Source organism: Umezawaea sp. NPDC059074 (assembly GCF_042738955.1).
Taxonomy (GTDB): domain Bacteria; phylum Actinomycetota; class Actinomycetes; order Mycobacteriales; family Pseudonocardiaceae; genus Umezawaea.
Genome location: NZ_JBHYHC010000022.1, coordinates 46,106 through 65,333, shown reverse-complemented (window position 1 = coordinate 65,333; position 19,228 = coordinate 46,106). Strand labels below are relative to the sequence as shown.

General features: G+C 71.3%; 19 protein-coding genes. 10 read left to right on the top strand and 9 right to left on the bottom strand.

Annotated elements, in window-relative coordinates; all coding sequences use genetic code 11:
• Nucleotide 1: 1 nt before the first annotated feature.
• The 3 genes from ACFWW9_RS13160 to ACFWW9_RS13150 are packed head-to-tail and all read right to left on the bottom strand — an operon-like array spanning nucleotide 2 to nucleotide 1,561.
• The gene (locus ACFWW9_RS13160; RefSeq protein ID WP_390375669.1) at nucleotides 2-349 is read right to left on the bottom strand and encodes a transposase; all 348 of its coding nucleotides are present in this window, start codon (nucleotides 347-349) and stop codon (nucleotides 2-4) included.
• 22 nt (nucleotides 350-371) lie between these two features.
• Nucleotides 372-1,133 carry a maleylpyruvate isomerase family mycothiol-dependent enzyme gene (locus ACFWW9_RS13155; protein ID WP_390375665.1) on the bottom strand — a complete coding sequence of 254 codons (762 nt, stop codon included), beginning with the start codon at nucleotides 1,131-1,133 and terminating at the stop codon, nucleotides 372-374.
• Nucleotides 1,130-1,561 carry an SAV_6107 family HEPN domain-containing protein gene (locus tag ACFWW9_RS13150; protein ID WP_390375662.1) on the bottom strand — a complete coding sequence of 144 codons (432 nt, stop codon included), beginning with the start codon at nucleotides 1,559-1,561 and terminating at the stop codon, nucleotides 1,130-1,132. The genes ACFWW9_RS13155 and ACFWW9_RS13150 overlap by 4 nt, the downstream gene beginning before the upstream one ends.
• 206 nt (nucleotides 1,562-1,767) lie before the next feature.
• On the opposite strand from ACFWW9_RS13150, the gene ACFWW9_RS13145 reads away from it, so the two are divergent.
• Both ACFWW9_RS13145 and ACFWW9_RS13140 read left to right on the top strand, forming a co-directional pair.
• Nucleotides 1,768-2,268, top strand: coding sequence for a YbaK/EbsC family protein (locus ACFWW9_RS13145; RefSeq protein ID WP_390375659.1), 501 nt, complete (start codon nucleotides 1,768-1,770; stop codon nucleotides 2,266-2,268).
• Nucleotides 2,265-2,834, top strand: a complete 570-nt coding sequence (locus ACFWW9_RS13140) for a GNAT family N-acetyltransferase (protein WP_390375656.1) — start codon at nucleotides 2,265-2,267, stop codon at nucleotides 2,832-2,834. Before ACFWW9_RS13145 ends, ACFWW9_RS13140 begins: the two co-directional genes overlap by 4 nt.
• Nucleotides 2,835-2,879: 45 nt before the next feature.
• Here the strand turns inward: ACFWW9_RS13140 and ACFWW9_RS13135 are convergent, their stop codons facing one another.
• Nucleotides 2,880-4,559 (bottom strand): DUF885 domain-containing protein, encoded by a 1,680-nt coding sequence (locus ACFWW9_RS13135; RefSeq protein ID WP_390375653.1) that lies wholly within the window; start codon nucleotides 4,557-4,559, stop codon nucleotides 2,880-2,882.
• Nucleotides 4,560-4,676: 117 nt separating this feature from the next.
• Between ACFWW9_RS13135 and ACFWW9_RS13130 the strand changes: the two genes are divergently transcribed.
• Complete coding sequence (locus ACFWW9_RS13130; RefSeq protein ID WP_390375650.1) at nucleotides 4,677-5,330, top strand: DUF3153 domain-containing protein; 654 nt, start codon at nucleotides 4,677-4,679, stop codon at nucleotides 5,328-5,330.
• Between the two features lie 13 nt (nucleotides 5,331-5,343).
• On the opposite strand, the gene ACFWW9_RS13125 is transcribed toward ACFWW9_RS13130, so the two are convergent.
• From ACFWW9_RS13125 to ACFWW9_RS13115, 3 genes are all read right to left on the bottom strand, one after another.
• Nucleotides 5,344-7,470, bottom strand: coding sequence for an NB-ARC domain-containing protein (locus ACFWW9_RS13125; RefSeq protein ID WP_390375647.1), 2,127 nt, complete (start codon nucleotides 7,468-7,470; stop codon nucleotides 5,344-5,346).
• Between the two features lie 91 nt (nucleotides 7,471-7,561).
• Entirely contained in the window at nucleotides 7,562-8,179 is a 618-nt protein-coding gene (locus tag ACFWW9_RS13120; protein ID WP_390375644.1) for a hypothetical protein, read from the bottom strand.
• 13 nt (nucleotides 8,180-8,192) lie between these two features.
• Complete coding sequence (locus ACFWW9_RS13115) at nucleotides 8,193-9,077, bottom strand: methylenetetrahydrofolate reductase (RefSeq protein WP_390375641.1); 885 nt, start codon at nucleotides 9,075-9,077, stop codon at nucleotides 8,193-8,195.
• Nucleotides 9,078-9,180: 103 nt separating this feature from the next.
• On the opposite strand from ACFWW9_RS13115, the gene ACFWW9_RS13110 reads away from it, so the two are divergent.
• The 4 genes from ACFWW9_RS13110 (at nucleotide 9,181) to ACFWW9_RS13095 (ending at nucleotide 14,420) form a co-directional block, all read left to right on the top strand.
• The gene (locus tag ACFWW9_RS13110; protein ID WP_390375638.1) at nucleotides 9,181-10,260 is read left to right on the top strand and encodes a polyprenyl synthetase family protein; all 1,080 of its coding nucleotides are present in this window, start codon (nucleotides 9,181-9,183) and stop codon (nucleotides 10,258-10,260) included.
• Nucleotides 10,261-10,262: 2 nt separating this feature from the next.
• On the top strand, nucleotides 10,263-11,783 hold the full coding sequence (crtI, locus tag ACFWW9_RS13105) for a phytoene desaturase family protein (protein WP_390375635.1): 1,521 nt from the start codon (nucleotides 10,263-10,265) through the stop codon (nucleotides 11,781-11,783).
• Nucleotides 11,784-11,949: 166 nt separating this feature from the next.
• On the top strand, nucleotides 11,950-13,476 hold the full coding sequence (gene mptB / locus ACFWW9_RS13100) for a polyprenol phosphomannose-dependent alpha 1,6 mannosyltransferase MptB (RefSeq protein WP_390375632.1): 1,527 nt from the start codon (nucleotides 11,950-11,952) through the stop codon (nucleotides 13,474-13,476).
• Entirely contained in the window at nucleotides 13,473-14,420 is a 948-nt protein-coding gene (locus tag ACFWW9_RS13095) for a phytoene/squalene synthase family protein (protein WP_390375629.1), read from the top strand. The genes mptB and ACFWW9_RS13095 overlap by 4 nt, the downstream gene beginning before the upstream one ends.
• On the opposite strand, the gene ACFWW9_RS13090 is transcribed toward ACFWW9_RS13095, so the two are convergent.
• Nucleotides 14,402-14,767 carry an Rv2175c family DNA-binding protein gene (locus ACFWW9_RS13090; RefSeq protein WP_390375626.1) on the bottom strand — a complete coding sequence of 122 codons (366 nt, stop codon included), beginning with the start codon at nucleotides 14,765-14,767 and terminating at the stop codon, nucleotides 14,402-14,404. The two genes, ACFWW9_RS13095 and ACFWW9_RS13090, sit on opposite strands and share 19 nt — an antisense overlap.
• Before the next feature lie 79 nt (nucleotides 14,768-14,846).
• On the opposite strand from ACFWW9_RS13090, the gene pknB reads away from it, so the two are divergent.
• The 3 genes from pknB to ACFWW9_RS13075 all read left to right on the top strand — a co-directional run bounded on the left by pknB (nucleotide 14,847) and on the right by ACFWW9_RS13075 (nucleotide 17,741).
• Nucleotides 14,847-16,928 carry a Stk1 family PASTA domain-containing Ser/Thr kinase gene (pknB, locus tag ACFWW9_RS13085; protein WP_390375623.1) on the top strand — a complete coding sequence of 694 codons (2,082 nt, stop codon included), beginning with the start codon at nucleotides 14,847-14,849 and terminating at the stop codon, nucleotides 16,926-16,928.
• Nucleotides 16,929-17,034: 106 nt separating this feature from the next.
• Nucleotides 17,035-17,343 carry a hypothetical protein gene (locus tag ACFWW9_RS13080; RefSeq protein ID WP_390375621.1) on the top strand — a complete coding sequence of 103 codons (309 nt, stop codon included), beginning with the start codon at nucleotides 17,035-17,037 and terminating at the stop codon, nucleotides 17,341-17,343.
• Entirely contained in the window at nucleotides 17,340-17,741 is a 402-nt protein-coding gene (locus ACFWW9_RS13075; RefSeq protein WP_390375618.1) for a type II toxin-antitoxin system VapC family toxin, read from the top strand. Before ACFWW9_RS13080 ends, ACFWW9_RS13075 begins: the two co-directional genes overlap by 4 nt.
• A 58-nt stretch (nucleotides 17,742-17,799) precedes the next feature.
• Here the strand turns inward: ACFWW9_RS13075 and ACFWW9_RS13070 are convergent, their stop codons facing one another.
• Nucleotides 17,800-19,188 carry a class II 3-deoxy-7-phosphoheptulonate synthase gene (locus ACFWW9_RS13070; RefSeq protein ID WP_390375615.1) on the bottom strand — a complete coding sequence of 463 codons (1,389 nt, stop codon included), beginning with the start codon at nucleotides 19,186-19,188 and terminating at the stop codon, nucleotides 17,800-17,802.
• Nucleotides 19,189-19,228 lie beyond the last annotated feature (40 nt).

Sequence of the window (19,228 nt, the reverse complement as noted above, 5' to 3'; positions counted from 1 at the left end):
TTCAGTCCGAGCCCGTCGGGCGGTTCTCGGCGGCGGTCTGGTGGTCGTGAGCCGGTGTGAGGGTGGGGTTCGAGACGTCCCAGGTGATGATGTCGGTTCGGCCCCGGAGTTTTTCCAGGACCGACGCCCAGACGCCTTCGCGTTGCCAGGTGCGGAAGAGGCCGTAGGCCGTTTCCCACGGGCCGTAGCGGTCGGGCATGTCGCGCCACGGGGCGCCGGTGCGTGCTCGCCAGCGGATCGCGTTGACGACCTGCCTGCGGTTCCTCGTCGGTCTTCCCCTTCGCCGGTCCGGTGGTAGCAGCGGTTCCAGCACCGCCCACTGCGCGCTGGTCAGATCACCACGTGCCAACGGAAACCCTCCACGAGACCGGTCACTTGGTCGCCAGCCTGAGCAGTGCCCAGAGCTGGGCGATGGTGTCGAGGTCGCCGTTGACCTCCACTTCGCGGTCGGCGACGCGGCCCCACAGCCAGCGGTACACGGTGAGGGGGTCGCCGGTGACGTCGGCGTCCGCCGGTTCGGCCTCCTCGGGGGTCGCGCGCCACGAGGTGGAGCCCGTCGGGCCGCAGGAGGCCAGCCAGACGCGGCCCGCGGCGCGGATCGCGACGACGCCGTCCCTGGTGCCGCGGACGCCCATCGTGCGGAGGCGGTGCACGAACCAGAGGGACAGCACCTCGTCGATCCCGTCGGCGAGGACGTCCGTCGCCACCGGGTCGAGCGGGAGCATGGCCGCGGCCTGGACGTCCATGCGGTGCACGGTGGTCTCGTGGGCCAGCCTGCGCGCCCAGAAGCCGTAGTTCGCCTCCTCGGGCCACCAGGTGCCGCACGGGTCGTCGGCGGAGTGCAGGGCGAGTTCGTCCAGCAGCGGCTCCACACCGGACCGGACGAAGTCCGGAAGGGACTCCCCCGGAGCGGGATTCTGCTGCCACGTCAGGGGTTGGCGGCCGTCGTGCAGCCAGGACAGGGTCATGCGGTACGTGCTGCCGACGTGCCTCGCGGTCTCGCCGAGGTTGAGGCCGGGACAGGCGGGGACCTGGCGTTCGGGGCGCTGTCCCTCGGCCGCGGCGGCCAGGGTCTCCGCTTCCGAGGCCAGGACGTCGAGCAGCCTGTCGTAGTCGATCAGGGCTTTGGTCACGTGCGCGCCTCTGGCGTGATCCGGTCGACCAGCTCGACGAACTGGGCCGCCTGGCGGACCAGGTCGTCCGCGGAGCGGGCGGTGACGTCGCGGGTGATGCCCGCCTGGACGGCGGCCCTGGTGCCGGAGCAGGACGCGAAGAACGCGGCCCACTCCGTCAACTCCGGGGCCATGCCCGACAGCAGGACCCAGACGCTGGCGGGTTTGGCGTGGCCGCGATGTGGCCTGCCGCGCAAGGCGAGCACGGCCGCGCCCGCTCGCAGGGCGGCCAGGTAGGCGGTCGCGAAGCGGTCGGCGGGGTCGGTCGAGCGTTCGGCCTCGGCGATGCCGAGGCGGGCGGCGCGGAGGAGGCTGACGGCCGAGGCCGGCGGCAGGGGGACCGGGACAGCGGTCCGGCTGGGCTGGGGGAAGTCGATCGAAGCTGACATCGGCGGCCTCCTCGCGGCGTCGGTGAACTCGACGACCACCGCGGGGAGACGGCGGCTCCTGGCTGTGGGGCGCTTCCCCCGCCCCACAGCCAGGGCATCACGATCGAACACATGTTCGATCGATGGCAGCGTAGCGCCTGGCACCGACATTCCTCAACCCAGGACCCAGCGACGACCCGATCGTGATCCGTGGTCTGATTGGACGCGTGAGCGCACTGGACCACCCCGGCATGCAGAAGGTCGCCGCGGCACTGACCGAGGCAGGCCACCACGAGGCGGCGCAAGGCATCCGGGTCCTCGAGGACGCCGTCCGCACCGCCGCGCAGGCCGCCGAGGCGGTGGACGTGCCGGTCGGCGCGATCGCGAACAGCCTGGTGTTCACCGCGGTCCGCGCGGAGGTCCCCGCGCCGCTGCTGGTGCTGACGTCGGGCGCGCACCGCGCGGACACCGACCTGCTGGCCGAACTCGCGGGCGCGGACCGGATCGAGCGCGCCACGCCGGACTTCGTGCGCGAGCACACGGGTCAGGTCATCGGTGGCGTGTCGCCGGTCGGCCACCCGTCGAGGATCATGACGTTCGTGGACAAGGACCTGGAGCAGTACCCGGTCGTGTGGGCAGCGGGCGGACACCCGCACGCGGTGTTCCCCACGACGTTCGCCGGACTGGTCGAGCTGACCGGCGGCACGCCCGCGCGGGTCGCGCGATGACCGCCGCGCCGTCGCCGCGCACCGAGCGGCTGGTGGAGCTCGCGCCGCACGAGCTGAGCGCGCGCCTCACCGAGGCGCTGGAGCTGTACGTCGCGGCGATGAACTACCCGCCGGGCACGGTCGAGCAGCGGGCCCCGATGTGGGTGGCGCACATGGTGCGCGAGGACTGGCGCTGCGTCGTCGCGCTGGACGACAACGACGAGCTCGTCGGCATCGGCTACGGCTACCGCGGGTCGACCGGCCAGTGGTGGCACGAGCAGGTGCGCCGCGGGTTGACGGCCGTGTCGGGCGCGCAGGCCGTCGACGAGTGGATGGAGGACTACTTCGAGCTGACCGAACTGCACGTGCTGCCGCGCGCGCAGGGCCGGGGGCTCGGGGAGGCGCTCCTGCGGAACCTGCTGGACGGGGTGCCGACGACGCACGTGCTGCTGTCGACGCCGGAGGGGCCGAGCAACGCGTGGCGGCTGTACCGGCGGGTCGGGTTCGTGGACCTGCTGCGGCACTACCAGTTCACCGGCGACCCGAGGCCGTTCGCGGTGCTGGGGCGGGAACTCCCGATGACGTGAGGGCTGCCCGGTCGCGCCGGGCAGCCCCCTGTCACCACCTGACGGCTACAGCTCGGCGAGCCGCTCGCGGAGCGTGTCGAGCCCCATGGCGCCCATCTGGAGGGCGTCCTGGTGGAACCTCTTGAGGTCGAACGCGGACCCGTGGCGGGCGCGGGCGTCGTCGCGCGCGGCGAGCCAGAGGCGTTCGCCGATCTTGTACGACGGCGCCTGGCCGGGCCAGCCGAGGTAGCGGTCGATCTCGTCGTGGACGTGCGAGGGCTCGGTGATCGTGCGGGTGAGCATGAACTCCAGGCCCAGCTCGGGCGTCCAGCGCTCGCCCTCGTGGAAGCCGGTGCCCTTCGGGATCTCCAGCTCCAGGTGCATGCCGATGTCCACGATCACGCGCGCGGCGCGGAACAGGTGGGCGTCGAGCATGCCGAGCAGGTTGCCGTCGTCGTCGAGGTAGCCGAGTTCGCGCATCAGCCGTTCGGCGTAGAGGGCCCAGCCCTCGCCGTGGCCGGAGACCCAGCAGAAGAGGCGCTGGTAGTCGTTGAGCTTGTCGGCGTGGTAGACGGCGGTGGCGACCTGGAGGTGGTGGCCGGGGACGCCCTCGTGGTAGACGGTCGTCAGCTCGCGCCAGGTGGAGAACGTCTCCCGGTCGGCGGGCACGGACCACCACATGCGGCCGGGGCGGGAGAAGTCCGGGGTCGGGCCGCTGTAGTACGCGCCGACGCCGCCGCCGGGCGGGGCGATCCGGCACTCGAGCCTCATCAGCTCGTCCGGGAGTTCGAAGTGGACGTCGCGCAGGTCGAGCAGGGCCTTGTCGGACAGCTCCTGCATCCACGACTGGAGCCCGGCCTGGCCCTGGACGAGGTAGCGCGGGTCGGCGTCGAGCGACGCGGCGGCCTCGGCGAGCGTCGCGCCGGGCTTGATGCGGCCGACGACCTGCTTCATCTCGGTCTCGAGGCGGGTGAACTCCTCCCAGCCCCAGTCGTAGGCCTCGGCGAGGTCGAGGCGGGAGCCGATGAAGTACCGCGACTTGAGCCGGTAGGTCTCCTCGCCGACGGCGTCCTTCTTGGGGGCCTTCGGGGCGAGGTCGGAGCGCAGGTACGCGGCGAGGTCGCCGTAGGCCTCGGAGGCTGCCCTGGCGCCCTTCTCCAGGTCGGTGCGCAGGGCGTCGTCGACCTTGGCGTCCGCGACGAGCCCGGCGAAGAACGACTGCCCGCCGCGGCGGCCGGACCAGGTGTCGCACTGGTCGGCGACCTTGGCGACCTGGCGCAGCGCGGCGACCCTGCCCTTGTCCGCGGAGTAGGACAGGCCGGCGCGGAGGTTCGCGACCGCGTCGGGCACCGCGGCGAGGCGGCGGGCCACGACGGCCCACTGCTCGGGGGTGTCGGTGGGCATGTGGTCGAAGATCTCGCGCAGGTCCTGCACAGGGCTGGCGATGACGTTCAGGTCGCCCTCGGAGTGGCCCGCCTCGTGCAGGTCGGTCGAGACCGCGCTGCGTTCGAGGAACACCGCCTTGGCGTCGCTCTCCGACTTGTCGACCGGCTCGGCGGCGGTGATCTCGGCGACCGCCTTGACGGTCAGCTCGTACCGCGCGGCGTGCCCTTCCGGGGAGTAGTCGGTGAGCTCGTCCTCACCACCGGGCAGGCCGAGCTGGGTAGCCGCGATCGGGTCCAGCGCCGCGTAGTCGGTCACGAACCGGTTGCTGATGCCGTGCACACCAGCCGAAGAGGAAGCCATGCCCGGCACGCTACCGCCCGGTTCCGACCGTCGAAAGGTATTTAGGCTTGCTCACGATTACCAGTCGAACGGCTGGCGGACAACGTCGTCATCGCTCCCTACTGGCAGGATGACCGCGTGTCCAGAGCCCGTGTGCTCCTCCTGCCGGTCTTCCTGCTCCTCGCGGCGTTCTCGCTGACGGGGTGCGTCCGCCTGCACGCCGCCATGGCGGTGTCGGAGGACGACCGCGTGTCCGGCGAGATCATCGCCGCGACCCCGCCCACCGCGGACAACGACCCCGGCCCCCAGCTGCGGGTCCCGTCCGAGCTGGCCAGCCGGGTGACGACCAAGCCGTACCGGGTCGACGCCTACGCGGGCACGCAGCTGTTCTTCAACGGGCTGACGTTCGACGAGGTCCGCACGCTGTCGCTGGCCACCAGCTCCTCCAGCAGCCGCTACCAGATCAGCTTCCGCCGCTCCGGCGACCTGGTCACGATGTCCGGCTCGGTCGACCTGACGCAGGTGCCGATCGACCGCGCGGACATCCAGGTCAAGATCAGCTTCCCCGGCGGCGTGGTGAACACCAACGGCCGCGAGGAGGAAGAGGGCACGATCGCCTGGAGCCCCAAACCCGGCCAGGCGTCGATGCTGACCGCAACCGTGCAGTACGCGGGAGCGGACTCCGAGGGGTTCATCGGGTGGGTGTTCCTCGTGGGGGCGTTGACGGGTGGGGCGGCGCTGATCGTCGTGGTGCTGGCGCTGGTGGCGCACAGGCGGAGCCTGGTGGCCTGACCGGACGTCACCGCTACGGGTGATCTTCGCCGGGCAGGATGACGTCCCAGCCGTCGACCTCCAGGAAGTCCAGGCCCGGTAAGTCACCCATCACACGGCCCGCGTGATCCCGGCTCTGTCCCTGGGGCCCACCGGCCAAACGCGCCTCGGCGTCCGCTCGCCACCAGGTGACATCCTCACGAGTGGCCATCGTGTGGGGGTGATCGGGGCCCAGGAGTCGGAGGTCGTCCCGGAACACGCCCTCCAGTGCCCCGGCGGCCGCTTCGGGCTCTCCCGCCTCGCCGTACCACCAGGCCAGGTCGTGCCGGGTGGCGAGGGTGTGCAGGTGCCTCTCGCCCAACACCCTCAGCCGATCCTCGAGCAAGGCGCTGAACAACGCGGCCGCGGTCGTCGGGTTGCCGGCCTCCCCCTTCCACCAGGCGAGGTCGTGGCGGACCGCCAAGGCGAGCGGGTCGTCCAAGCTGAGGACTCGATGGATGTCGGAGAGCAGATCCGCGAAGTCGGCGCGCGCCTGCCTGGGATCACCCGCCTGCCCGCGCCACCGTCCGAGGGCGTACCTGGTGCGAAGGGTCTGCGGGTGGTTCATGCCCCGCTCCCTGGCCAGGTCTTCCAGCAGGACCTGGAATTCCCGGACGGCCTCGGCCGGGGACCTGTCCTCACCGCGCCACCAGGCCAATCCGTGACGCGCGTCGAAGGTGTAGGGGTTGGCGGCTCCGAACACGTGCACGTGTTCGGGAACCAGGGCTTCGAACTCCGCCGCGGCTCTGGCGGGATCCCCAGCGAGCCCACGGGCGCGCGCGAGGGCTTGGCGAAGCACAAGGGTGGGAGAGACGTCGGTCGTGGACAGGCGCTTCGTCGCGTCGACCATGAACGTCCAATGGGTCAACTCCGCTCTCAGCAGGCCGAACTCGCCGAGGCTGCGACCCGCGCGGCGGAGGAGCCCGTACCCCCGCGCGTACCACATGAGGTCGTCGGGATGTCCGGCCAAGACCGCCGTGTTGGCGCGCAGCATCCGACTGAACTCCGCGTCGACCTCGATGTCCGGCCACAACTCCACCAAGCCGTTCACAGCGGCTGAGGCGGCTTTGACGAGCCGAGATCGGCTGAGACCGCTCAGCACCACGCGCTGGACCATGGAGTGCACGCGAACGCTTTGGGGTTCGGCATCGTCTTGCAGTTCCACCAGGCTGAACCTGGCGAGGTTGGCCAGCGCGTCGCGGCACTCGTCCACCGACGCCCCCGACGAGTAACCGACGACCGCGGACGTTTCCACGATGCCGCGGGGAAAACCGCTGGGATCGAGCAGGGCGGCGATGTGCATCAACCGTTCGCACAGCCCTCTCGGTCCAAGCCTGTCGGCGGCCTTGATCGACATGGACCACGTCGTCGCGACCGTGAGCTGGTACTCGTCGGCGAACGCCTCGGGTGGGAACAGCTCCGGCAACTCCATGCGACCGCGGGTGAACCTCCTCAGGTAGTCGACGCACGACACGCGGCGGTCGAGCATGAACGAAGCCGCCTGCGCCAAGGCGAGCGGCAGACGCCCCAGCGCCTCGGCAAGCAGGTCGACGTCCTGCGCCGACTCCGACCGGGAAACGAGCTTCCCCGCGAGGTAGGCACGAGCCTGGTCCGGGGTGAACGGCCCCACTTGGATCTTCTGACGTCCTCGTTCGACCATGATGTTGTCGGCACGACGGGTCGTCACCACGGTCCGCCCGCTCGGGCCGTCCGGCCACAGGTTCCTGAGGTCCTTCGGGTCCCGCACGTCGTCAAGGACGATCAGCCACTGCTGGTCGGCTGTCCGCAGCCAGTTCAGGAACCGGTCCGCCGCGACTTCCGCGCCCCTCGTTCCGGGATGCCCGACCCGCTCCCAGGCGCGGGCGTAGGCGTCCACCACCGCCTCCCGATCCACGGCCGTGACCCACACCACGAGATCGACCTCGCCCTCGATCGACCGCGCGTACTCGGCGGCGAACTGGGACTTCCCCACACCACCCATGCCGCAGACCACGTAGGTGTTGGTCGGGTTGCCCCGGTGGGACGGCGTCCTCACGATGTCGAGATCGGATCGGCGCTGGTAGTTGTCCGCCAACATCGGAACCACGCCGACGCTGACCCGCGGTTCCCTCGAACGGACCACCGCACCCCCTCGACTCGCCGCTTTCGCACGTCGAACGACCAACGTAACCGCCGTGGGCCGGTGGGCGAAGCCTTCGATCCGGTCTCCCGTGCTACCGCCCGCGGTGTTCCCAGGCCTGGACCAGGGCTGTCGCGGCGCGGTTGCCGTACTCGGAGAACGGCAGCACTGTCGGGCGGCCGCCCTGCGTGCCCGCGCACACGAACAGCATGCGTGTGTTGCGGTCCAGGACCAGTTTGTGGGCCATGCCGAAGTCGGCTTCCAGGGTGGTGGCGGCCAGGGCGTTCACGTCGCTGACCGCGATCGCCTGGTGGACCGCCTTGATCCTGGCCTCGCGCTCGGCGACCCGGTCGCGGCGGACGCCGGACTTGAAGCGGTCGCTGAGCAGGGCCGCGTCCGGGGTGAGGGTGGCCCAGGAGGCGGTGGACAGCTCCAGGCTCCAGCGCTTGCCGAAGCGGTCCGCGGCCACGTACCTCGGTGGGGCGGCGACCACCGACGGCAGGTCCGGGAGGGACCAGCCGTCGTCGGTGGCGACCGGCACCTTGGCGACGCGCAGCACGGCCGCCATGTCCCGGCAGACCCGCGAGATCACCGGCGCGGCGGAGCGCACCTTGGCCTCGAAGTCCGCGGCCAAGCCGCGCTTGTGCTCGTCGGAACGCGCCTGGCGGGCCAGTGCGGCGTTCTTCTTGAAGTTCTCGTCGAAGGTGGGCATCCGGACCTCTGCATCACGCGCGAGCGGGAACCAGGCCCAAGCGGGCCACCACTTCCCTCGTCGCCTTCGATCGGTTCAGGGTGTAGAAGTGCAGGGCGGGCACGCCTTCGGCGAGCAACCGCTCCCCCATCTCCGTCACCAGGTCGACACCAGCCTTCCGGAAAGCCGCCGGGTCGTCCACGAAGGGGTCCAGTTTCCGGGCCACGGCGGGGGGCACGTCGGCCCCGGACAGCTCGACCGTCTTCGCCAGGGTGCGCGGTGTCGTCAACGGCATGAGGCCGGGCAGCAGCGCGGTGTCGCAGCCCAGCGCGTCGACGCGGTCGCGCAGCCGCAGGAAGTCCTCCGGCTGGAAGAACAGCTGGGCGATGGCGAAGTCCGCCCCGGCGCGCAGCTTGCGCACCAGGTACTTGGTGTCCTCGTCCACGTCGCCCGACCGCGGGTGGCCGTACGGGAACGCCGCCACGCCCACGCAGAAGTCGCCCAGCTCGCGGCAGAGCCGGACCAGTTCCTCGGCGTAGGTCAGGCCCTCGGGGTGGGCGATCCACTCGCCGTTGGGGTCGCCGGGCGGGTCGCCGCGCACGGCCAGGATGTTGCGCACGCCCACGGCGGCGTACCAGCCGATGACGTTGCGCAGCTCGGACACGGAGTGGTCGACGGCGGTCAGGTGCGCCATCGGGACCAGGGTGGTCTCCTGCGCGACGCGGCCGGTGGTGCGGATCGTGAAGTCGCGGCTGGACCCGCCCGCGCCGTAGGTGATGGACACGAACGCCGGGTCGAGGGGTTCCAGTTCGCGGATCGCGCGCCACAGGACCAGCTCGTCCGCGGCGTCGCGGGGAGGGAAGAACTCGACGGAGAACACGGGTCCGCGCCCGTGCAACCGTTCGACCACCGTCGTCATGCCAACAGCCTAGTGGGGCGTCCGACGCGTGGGAGACGGCTTTCACTTCCTGGGACGACCCCCCGGTGCGGCGCGGACGGGCCGAAGAGGTGACCATAGGGGGGTGTCCGCTCCAGAGCTGCTCCACCCGTTGGACCTCGCCCTGCCCAAGCGCGTCGACGAGGCGCTGGCGACCTACCTGGCCGACCGGCGCACGTTGGGCGCGCTGATGGACGAGAACTTCACCGGGGCGGTGGACGGCCTCGCGGCGTTCGTGCTCAGCGGTGGCAAGCGCATCCGCCCCACGTTCGCGTGGTGGGGCTGGCGGGCCGCGGGCGGTGACCCGGAGGGCCCGCTGGCGGAGTCCGTGCTCACGGCCGTCAGCTCGCTGGAGCTGATCCAGGCGTGCGCGCTGGTGCACGACGACCTGATGGACGCCTCCGAGGTGCGGCGCGGCCAGCCGACCGTGCACATCGCGTTCGCCCAGGAGCACCGCGACCGGCGCTGGCTGGGTGAGCCGGAGCGGTTCGGGCTCGCGGCGGCCGTGCTGATCGGCGACATCGCGCTGGCCTGGGCGGACGACATGCTGTTCGCGGCGGGCCTGCCGACGGACGCGTTGCAGCGGTTGAGCCTGCCGTGGCGCGACATGCGCACCGAGATGCTCGCGGGCCAGTACCTGGACGTGCTCACGCAGGCGCGCGGCGACTCCTCGCCCGACGCGGCCCTGCGGATCGACCGGCTCAAGACCGCCGCGTACACCGTGGAGCGGCCGCTGCACATGGGCGCGGCGCTCGGCGGCGGGTCGCCCGCGCTGATCGACGGGCTGCGGCGGTTCGGCGCGGACATCGGCGTCGCCTTCCAGCTGCGGGACGACCTGCTCGGCGTGTTCGGCGACCCCGCGGTCACCGGCAAGCCCGCGGGCGACGACCTGCGCGAGGGCAAGCGGACGCTGCTCGTGGCGCTCGGCATGGAGTACGGCGCGGACGTGCTGCACCGGGCGCTGGGCAACCCCGAGCTGGACGTGGAGACTGTCGACGAGGTGCGCGACGCGCTGGTCGGCGTGGGCGCGGTGGACGCGATCGAGGACCGGATCGCGGCGCTGACCGCGTCCGCGATGGCCGCGCTGGAGGCCGCGCCCGTCGTGGCGCCCGCGGGCGAGCGGCTGGCCGAACTGGCCGTCAGCGCGACGAAGCGGACCTACTGAGCATGAGGACCCTGCCGGGGCGCACCGACCACGTCGTCGTGGTCGGCGCCGGCCTCGCGGGCCTGTCCACGGCGCTGCACCTGCTCGGCGCGGGCCGCGCGGTGACGGTCGTCGAACGCGACTCCACGCCCGGCGGCCGGGCCGGGCGGCTGGACCTGGACGGCTACCGGATCGACACCGGCCCGACCGTGCTGACCATGCCGGACCTGGTGGAGGACGCCCTCGCGGCGGTCGGCGAGTCGCTGGCCGACCGGCTGGACCTGCTGCCCGTCGACCCGGCCTACCGGGCGCGGTTCGCCGACGGCTCCACGCTCGACGTGCACGCCGACGCCGACGCGATGGAGGCCGAGGTCCGGCGGTTCGCGGGCGGCGCGGAGGCCGCGGGCTACCGCAGGCTGCGGACGTGGCTCACCGAGCTGTACCGGGTCGAGCGGGACCGGTTCATCGGCGGCAACTTCGACTCCCCCGCCGACGTGCTGGGGCCGTCGCTGGCCAAGCTGGCGGCGCTGGGCGGGTTCGGGCGGCTCGGCCCGGCCATCGGGAGGTTCCTGCACGACGAACGCCTCCAGCGGGTGTTCTCGTTCCAGTCCCTCTACGCCGGGGTGCCGCCGAGGCGGGCGCTCGCCGCGTACGCCGTGATCGCCTACATGGACACGATCGCGGGCGTGCACTTCCCGCGCGGCGGGATGCGGGCGCTGCCGGACGCGCTGGCGGCCGCGGCGGCCGACGCGGGCGCGACCTTCCGCTACGACACGCCGGTGGCCTGGCTGGAGCGCATCGGCAGCCGCGTCACGGCCGTGCGCACGACCGGCGGCGAGCGCATCCCGTGCGACGCCGTGGTGCTGACCCCGGACCTGCCGGTGGCCTACCGGCTGCTCGGCAAGGCCCCGCGCCGCCCGCGCCCGGTGCGCTGGTCGCCGTCGGCGGTCGTGCTGCACGCGGGCACGACCCGGACGTGGCCGGAACTGGCGCACCACACGATCTTCTTCGGGCAGGCGTGGAACCGGACGTTCGAGGAGATCACCTCGACCGGCAGGCTGATGAGCGACCCGTCGCTGCTGGTCACGCAGCCGACGATCGGCGACCCCTCGCTCGCGCCCGCCGACCGGCACCTGAACTTCGTGCTCGCGCCGGCCCCGAACCTGGAGACCGGCCCGATCGACTGGCGCCGCGTCGGCCCCGCCTACCGCGACGAGCTGCTGCGCGTCCTGGAGGCCCGCGGGCTGACCGGGTTCGAGGCGTCCGTCGAGACGTCGAGGCTGGTCACGCCGCAGGACTGGGCCGACATGGGGCTCGCGGCGGGCACGCCGTTCTCGGCCGCGCACACGCTGGCGCAGACCGGGCCGTTCCGGCCGCGCAACCTCGTCGACGGCGTCGACAACGTGGTCCTGGCGGGCTGCGGGACCACGCCGGGCGTGGGCGTCCCACCGGTGCTGATCTCCGGGAAGCTGGCCGCCCAGCGGGTGGCCGGAACGCCGCTGCGCACCCGGTCGGAGCGGGCCCGCACGTCCGTCGTCAGCTGATCGGTCGAGGGACCGAACCGCGCACGGCCCAGACGCGAATACTCCACATGGGCACTGCCCGGAGTGATCTTCACGTGCGAAGATCCTCCGGGGTGTTAAGCCCTTGTCACGCTTGCGCGCCATCGCGTGCCGAGGCGTGCACGCGCTGTGCAACGATGTTGCCGCGATGGCTTCAACTCCGTCCCCTCCCAGATCCGGCGCCGCGTCCGTGCAGCAGGCGCTGCCCACTGCTACGCGCGTGCCCGCGGAACCGACCGGTATCCCGATCCGGACGATCCTGCTGGGGGTCGCGGGCGTCTCGCTGATCTCGCTCGGCGGAGCGGGCGCTGGCGCGGTGTTGAAGATCGACCCGCTGCTGACCAACACCTCGTTGAGCTGGATCCGTTACGGGCACGGCCACGACCTGGCGACGGCGGTGCTGTACCTCGGCCTGGGCCTGGTGATCTGGGCGTGGGTGCGGCTGGGGCGCATGGTGCGCAACCGGTACGTGGGCAGCGCCGCGGTGGTGATCGCCATCGCCGCGTGGACGCTGCCGCTGCTGCTGACGCCACCGCTGTTCTCGAAGGACATCTACAGCTACCTGGCGCAGGGCCAACTCGCGCTGCACGGCTTCGACCCGTACCGGGTGGGTCCGGCGGCGCTGCCGAGCCCGTTGAGCGACAACGTCAGCTGGGTGTGGCAGAACACGCCCGCGCCGTACGGGCCGCTGTTCATCCTCATCGCCAAGGGCGTCGTGTGGGCGACCGGCGGCAGCGTGATCACCGGTGTCGTGCTGATGCGGCTGATCCTCGCGGGCGGACTGGCGCTGACCTGCTGGTCGCTGCCGGGCCTCGCCCGCCACCTCGGCGGACGCCCTGCGGTGGCGCTGTGGCTGGCCGGGGCGAACCCGCTGATGCTGATCCACCTGATCGGCGGCGGCCACAACGACATCCTGATGGTCGGGCTGATGGCCGCGGGCGTGCTGATGGTGCTCGAGCGACGGCACGTCGTCGGCATCGCCCTCGTGGCCCTGGCGGTGGCGATCAAGGCCACCGCGGCGGTCGCGCTGCCGTTCCTCGTGCTGGTCTGGGCGGCCCGGCTGCCGGGGGCCAAGCGCGCCCGGCTCGTGAAGGCCATCGGCGGCGGGATCGGGGTGTTCGTGGCCGTCTTCGCCGTCTGCACGCTGGTCGCGAAGGTCGACCTCGGCTGGATCCCGGCGCTCAGCTCGTCGTCCACGATCGTGAACTGGCTGTCGCTGCCCAGCGCCGTCGGCGACTTCGTCTTCACCGTCGTGAACAGCTTCGTCTCCGTCGAGCCCGGCGTGTTCATGACCGTCGCGCGCGGGGCCGGGTCGGTGCTGCTGCTCTACATCGCCTGGCGGCAGTGGCGCGCGGCCGAGGACGGCGGGCCCAACGCGATCCGCCACGCCGCGTTGACCATGCTCGCCGTCGCCCTGCTCTCGCCCGCCACGCTGCCCTGGTACTTCAGCTGGCCCCTCGTCCTCGGGGCGGGTCTCGCGTGGACCCTCACCGGTCTGCGGGCCGCGGTGTTCTTCTCCTGCGTGCTACTGCTGGTGACCTACCCCAACGGCGACACGGCCCTCTACTCCTGGTTCTACCTGGCCTTCGTCGTCGCCGTCTCCGCGCTCGCCACGGTCTCGCTCGGCAGGCCGGACCCCCTCGAACTGTCGAGCAGGTACGGGCCACGCCCGTGAGCGACCGCGAACTCGACGCCGCCGGGATCACCGATCCGGCGGTGCGCGAGGCCTACACGCGCTGCAAGCGCCTCAACGCCCGCCACGGCAAGACGTTCTACCTGGCCACCCGGCTGCTGACGCCCGCGCAGCGCCCCGCCGTGCACGCGCTCTACGGGTTCGCGCGGTGGGCGGACGAGATCGTGGACGCGAGCAGTTCGGCGGACCGCGGGGCCGAACTCGACCGGCTGGAGAAGCAGCTCGACGAGCAGCTCGCGGGCGGGTGCACAGACCACCCGGTCCTGGCCGCGCTCGCCGACACCGTCGACCGCCACCGGATCGACCGCGGGCTGTTCACCGACTTCCTGGCGTCGATGCGGATGGACCTGGAGGTCACCGAGTACGCCGACCTGGCCGACCTCGGCCGGTACATGCACGGGTCGGCGGCCGTGATCGGCCTCCAGATGCTGCCGGTGCTGGGCACGGTCGGCCCGCGCGAGGAGGTCGAGGCGGGAGCGGCGGCGCTGGGGGTCGCGTTCCAGCTGACGAACTTCCTCCGCGACGTCGGCGAGGACCTCGACCGCGGGCGGCTGTACCTGCCGCTGGACGTGCTGGACGCGTTCGGCGTCGACCGAGACATGCTGGCGCGGTGCAGGCGGACCGGTCGGTCCGAACAGCCGGTCCGGCGCGCGCTCGCGCACCTCGCCGCCCACACCTACGCGGTCTACCGCGAGGCGGAAAAGGGCGTGGCGGGGCTGCGGCCGGTCTCCCGGCCGTGCATCGGCACCGCGCTCACGCTGTACCGGGAGATCCTGGACGGCATCGTCGAGGCCGACTACCAGGTGTTCTCCCGGCGCGTGGTCGTGCCTCGACCGCGACGGCTCGCCGTCGCGCTACCGGGTCTGGCCCGCGCCGTGCTGGCGCGGGCCGTCCGTCCGGGACCGGGTCAGAACGCCAACGCCTGAGCCCGTCGCTTCACCTCACGACCACGGTCGCCGCGCAGCGCCTCGATGGGCGTGCCGGGCAGCGTGTCGTCCTCGGTGAACAGCCAGCGCAGGATCTCGTCCGTCGAGTAGCCGGAGTCGCGCAGCACGGTGACCGTGCCGAACAACCCCTTCACGACGCCTGCCGCCGCGATGAAGTCGGCGGGGACGACGAGCACGCCGGCACGCCGTTCGGCGAGCAGCTGCCCGTCGCGAAGCAGCTGGTGGACACGGGTAATGGGGAGGCCAAGGCGGTCGGCGACCGTCGGGAGGTCGAGGACCTCCAGGTCGGGGGCCAATACATCCGCAGCGGCGGGAATCGCACTCACGGGGGTCACGATGCCATAACCTCTCTTTGAACGCCCTGCGCCAACCGGGTCATCCTCGTCCTCCGTACGATCGGTAGTTGTGGAGAGGTCTGGTACGAACGTGATCGGCGGATTGCTGGAACACCGCTACCGGGTGGACCGCGTGCTCGCCCGTGGCGGCATGTCCACCGTCTACCGCGGCGTGGACACGCGCCTGGACCGCGCCGTGGCCATCAAGGTCATGGACCCCCAGTTCTCGGCGGATCGCGCCTTCGTCGCCCGCTTCGAGCAGGAGGCCCGCACAGCGGCCCGCTTGAAGCACCCCGGCATCGTCGCCGTGCACGATCAGGGAGTCGACAGAGGCACACCCGACGGTGAGCACGTATTCCTCATCATGGAACTCATCGAGGGCGGCACGCTGCGCGACCTCATCACCGAACGGGGCACGCTGAGCACGCCGCTCGCGCTGAGCGTGCTCGAGCCGGTGCTGTCGGCGCTCGCCGCCGCGCACCAGGCAGGACTCGTCCACCGGGACGTGAAGCCGGAGAACGTGCTGATCGGCCACGACGGCGTGGTGAAGGTCGCGGACTTCGGGCTGGTCAGGGCCGTGGCGAGCGCCAGCACCACCAGTGACAGCACGATACTGGGGACGGTCGCCTACCTCTCCCCCGAGCAGGTGGCCACCGGCGCTTCGGACTCCCGCAGCGACGTGTACGCCGCCGGGATCGTGCTCTACGAGATGCTGACCGGGGTCACCCCGTACCTCGGGGACACGCCGATCTCGGTCGCCTACCGGCACGTCAACGAGGACGTGCCCGCCCCCAGCACGCTCGTCCCGAGCATCCCCGCGGAACTCAACCAGCTCGTCGTGCGCGCCACCCGGCGCGACCCGGCGCAGCGCCCCGCCGACGCGGGCGCGTTCCTGGCCGAGCTGGAACGCGTGCGCACCGGCCTGGGCGTGCCGAGGATGCCGGTGCCGACGCCCGCGCCGGGCCAGCACGACCAGACCGTGCGCGTCCGCCCGGTGCAGACGGCGCCGCCCGCCGAGCTGACGCTGCCCGTTCTGGCCGCCGCGTCCGCTTCTGCGGCCACCGTCATCACTCGGGCACCCCGGTTGCCCGGTGGGCCCGCGGGCGGGCCGCAGAGCGGCCCTCAGGGCACGATGGCGCTCAACCGGACCTCGTACCAGCCCGCGCCGCCCGCGCCCGAGCCCCCGGCGCCCAGGCCCGCGGCGAAGAAGCGCGTGCCGAAGAAGACTGCCGCCGAGGTCTACGAGGAGGAGCGCAAGCGCAACAAGCGCCGCTTCGCCCTGTGGGTGAGCCTCGTGGTCGTGCTGGCGATCCTGGTCGGCGTCACCGCGTGGTGGATGGGCAGCGGCCGGTTCACGTCCGTGCCCGGCGTCGTCGGCAACGAGGAGGAGAGCGCCGTCGTGCTCCTCCAGGGCGCGTCGCTGAAGTCCACGGTGGAGTTGGAGGCCAGCGACACCGTGCCGAAGGGCAAGGTGCTGCGCACCGACCCGCCGGAGGGCACCGAGAAGCTGCGGGGCGACGCGGTCACGGTCTACGTGTCCCTCGGCAAGCCCGTGGTGCCGACCGTGCAGGCGGGCATCGACCCCGCGGCGGCCGAGAAGGACATCACCCAGACCGGCCTGAAGTCCACGCTGAACCCGGACGAGGACGCCTTCAGCGACACCGTGCCGAAGGGCAAGGTCGTCACGCTGAAACCCGCGCCAGGGACGCAGGTGAAGGTGGGTTCGACGGTCACCATCGTGCTCAGCAAGGGCTCGCAGCCGAAGCCTGTGCCGAACGTGGCGGGCAAGACCAAGGACGAGGCGTTCGCGGAACTGACATCCCTCGGGTTCGAGCCCGTGGAAGGGCCCGCGGAGAAGAACGGCAGCGTCGAAGGTGGTCGGGTGATCCGGACCGACCCGCCTGCCAACACGAACGTGCCCGCCGGGGGGAACAAGCGGGTGACCGTGGTGCTGTCGTCGGCCCCGGAGACCGTCACGGTGCCGAAGGTCGAGGGGAAGAAGCTGAAGGACGCGAAGAAGCAGCTGGAAGACCTCGGGCTGAAGGTCGACATCCAGTTCAGCAGGAACGCGAACGCGACCGTGCTCAACCAGTCGGTGGCACCGGGGTCGAAGGTGGAGAAGGGCTCGCGGATCAGCCTCACGGCGCTGTAATTGTCGGGGGAATTGACCATTGGCCAATTCCCCCGACAATTCGCACAATCGTGTCACCGGCTTTATTTTCTTGCCCTTCGAGCGTTAGCGTGCGATGGTGAATTCCATGGAAATCGCACGGGTGACCGCCGACGAGTTGTCGCGGGACCTAGCGAACGTGCTGGAGCGGGTTACCGCAGGTGAAGAGGTCGAAGTGGTCCGGGACGGCATCGTGATCGCCCTCATGACCCCACCGGAACTCACCGAGGCGATGCTGGAGGGTCTGGTCAAAGCAGGAGTCCTGGATTCGGACTGGAAGACCACGCAGGCGGAGTTGAAGAGGTGGCTCGTGGCGAATCCGCCACTGCCCGCCGAACCGCACAGGCCGTCGCTCTCGGAGACCTTGATCGCGATGCGCGAAGAGGAGACCCGATGATCTACTTGGATTCCTGCGCGCTGGTGAAGCTCATCCGGGCCGAGGAGCACAGTGACACGTTGGTCGACCACGTGACCCGGAGTTCCGTTGCGCTGCTCAGCAGCGAACTGGCTCGCGTCGAGGTCGGCCGAGCGCTCACTCGCAATGGCGAGAGCCAGGAGGCTCGCGACAGGGCGGCCTACCTCCTGGAGAAGGTCGCCCGACTGCCCCTAAAGTCGTGCCTCCCCCACGCCGCGGTGCTTCCGGGCAAGCACCTGCGCAGCCTGGACGCCCTGCACCTGGCGACCGCCCAGCTCATGGGTCGGACGTTGACGCAGTTCATCACCTACGACAAGCGCCTCGCCCAAGCCGCGCACGACGCGGGCCTGCCCGTCGTGACACCCGGCACCACCGTCTGACTCGTGAAACGGCCCCCGGCACCATCAGGTGTCGGGGGCCGTTTCTGTCAGCCGAACTCTAGGAGCGGAGCATCTCCGCGACCAGGAATGCCAGTTCCAACGACTGCTGCGTGTTCAGGCGGGGGTCGCAGGCCGTTTCGTAGCGGCCGGACAGGTCCGCGTCGGAGATTTCCTGGGCGCCGCCCAGGCATTCCGTCACGTCCTCGCCGGTCAGTTCGATGTGGATGCCGCCGGGGTGGGTGCCCAGGCTGCGGTGGACCTCGAAGAAGCCCTGGACCTCGTCGACGATGCGGTCGAAGTGGCGGGTCTTGTAGCCGGTGGACGACTCGTGCGTGTTGCCGTGCATCGGGTCGCACTGCCAGATCACCTGGTGGCCCGAGGCGGTCACCTTCTCCACGATGGCGGGCAGCAGTTCGCGGACCTTGCTGTTGCCCATGCGGGAGATCAGCGTCAGCCTGCCCGCCTCGTTGCGCGGGTCGAGGCGCTCGACGTACTCGACGGCCATCTCCGGGGTCGTGGAGGGGCCGATCTTGAGGCCGATCGGGTTGGAGAGCATCTCCGCGAGGGCGATGTGGGCGCCGTCCAACTGCCTGGTGCGGTCGCCGATCCACAGGAAGTGCGACGACAGGTCGTACAGCCTGGGCTCGTCGTTCGTGTTGTCCAGGCGCAGCAGCGAACGCTCGTAGTCGATCAGCAGCGCCTCGTGCGAGGCGAAGATCTCCGTGGTGTGCAACGACATGTCGTTGACGCCGCACGCCGACATGAAGCGGAGGCCGCGGTCGATCTCGGCGGCCAGCGCCTCGTAGCGCTCGCCCGCGGGGCTGGTGCGGACGAAGTCCTTGTTCCAGTCGTGCAGGCGGTGCAGGTCGGCCATGCCGGCACTGGTCAACGCGCGCAGCAGGTTCATCGCGGCACCGGCGTTGGCGTACGCCCGGACCATGCGCGACGGGTCGGGGACGCGGGCCTCGGGGGTCGCGACGAGGGAGTTGATGATGTCGCCGCGGTAGGACGGCAGGCCGAGCGCGTCGATGCCCGACGAGCGCGGCTTGGCGTACTGACCCGCGATGCGGCCGACCTTGACCACGGGCACGCTGGCGCCGTAGGTGAGGACGACGGCCATCTGCAGCAGCGTCCGGATGTTGCCGCGGATGTGCGGCTCGGTGTTGTCGACGAAGGTTTCCGCGCAGTCGCCGCCCTGCAGCAGGAAGGCGTCGCCGCGTGCGACCTCGGCCAGGTTGGCGCGCAGCCGGTCGATCTCGGCGGGCACGGTGATCGGCGGAACGCTCTCGAGCAGGGTCCGCACCTTCCGCACCTGCTCCGGGTCCGGCCACTCCGGCTGCTGGGCAGCCGGGCGAGCCAGAGCGGCGTCCAACCGAGAGCGCATCTCGGGGGGAAGCGGCGGTAGCTCGGGAAGCGTGTCCACGGGCACGTCCACGGTCCAGTTCACAGTGAACAGGGTATTCGTTCCACTCTGAGAGACGCTCTGG

What these genes read in the sequence shown, in the direction of transcription:
- ACFWW9_RS13150 (WP_390375662.1), bottom strand. Translation starts at nt 1,561, where the DNA reads ATGTCAGCTTCGATCGACTTCCCCCAGCCCAGCCGGACCGCTGTCCCG.
- ACFWW9_RS13140 (WP_390375656.1), top strand. Translation starts at nt 2,265, where the DNA reads ATGACCGCCGCGCCGTCGCCGCGCACCGAGCGGCTGGTGGAGCTCGCG.
- ACFWW9_RS13135 (WP_390375653.1), bottom strand. Translation starts at nt 4,559, where the DNA reads ATGGCTTCCTCTTCGGCTGGTGTGCACGGCATCAGCAACCGGTTCGTG.
- ACFWW9_RS13120 (WP_390375644.1), bottom strand. Translation starts at nt 8,179, where the DNA reads ATGCCCACCTTCGACGAGAACTTCAAGAAGAACGCCGCACTGGCCCGC.
- ACFWW9_RS13115 (WP_390375641.1), bottom strand. Translation starts at nt 9,077, where the DNA reads ATGACGACGGTGGTCGAACGGTTGCACGGGCGCGGACCCGTGTTCTCC.
- crtI (WP_390375635.1), top strand. Translation starts at nt 10,263, where the DNA reads ATGAGGACCCTGCCGGGGCGCACCGACCACGTCGTCGTGGTCGGCGCC.
- mptB (WP_390375632.1), top strand. Translation starts at nt 11,950, where the DNA reads ATGGCTTCAACTCCGTCCCCTCCCAGATCCGGCGCCGCGTCCGTGCAG.
- ACFWW9_RS13080 (WP_390375621.1), top strand. Translation starts at nt 17,035, where the DNA reads ATGGAAATCGCACGGGTGACCGCCGACGAGTTGTCGCGGGACCTAGCG.
- ACFWW9_RS13075 (WP_390375618.1), top strand. Translation starts at nt 17,340, where the DNA reads ATGATCTACTTGGATTCCTGCGCGCTGGTGAAGCTCATCCGGGCCGAG.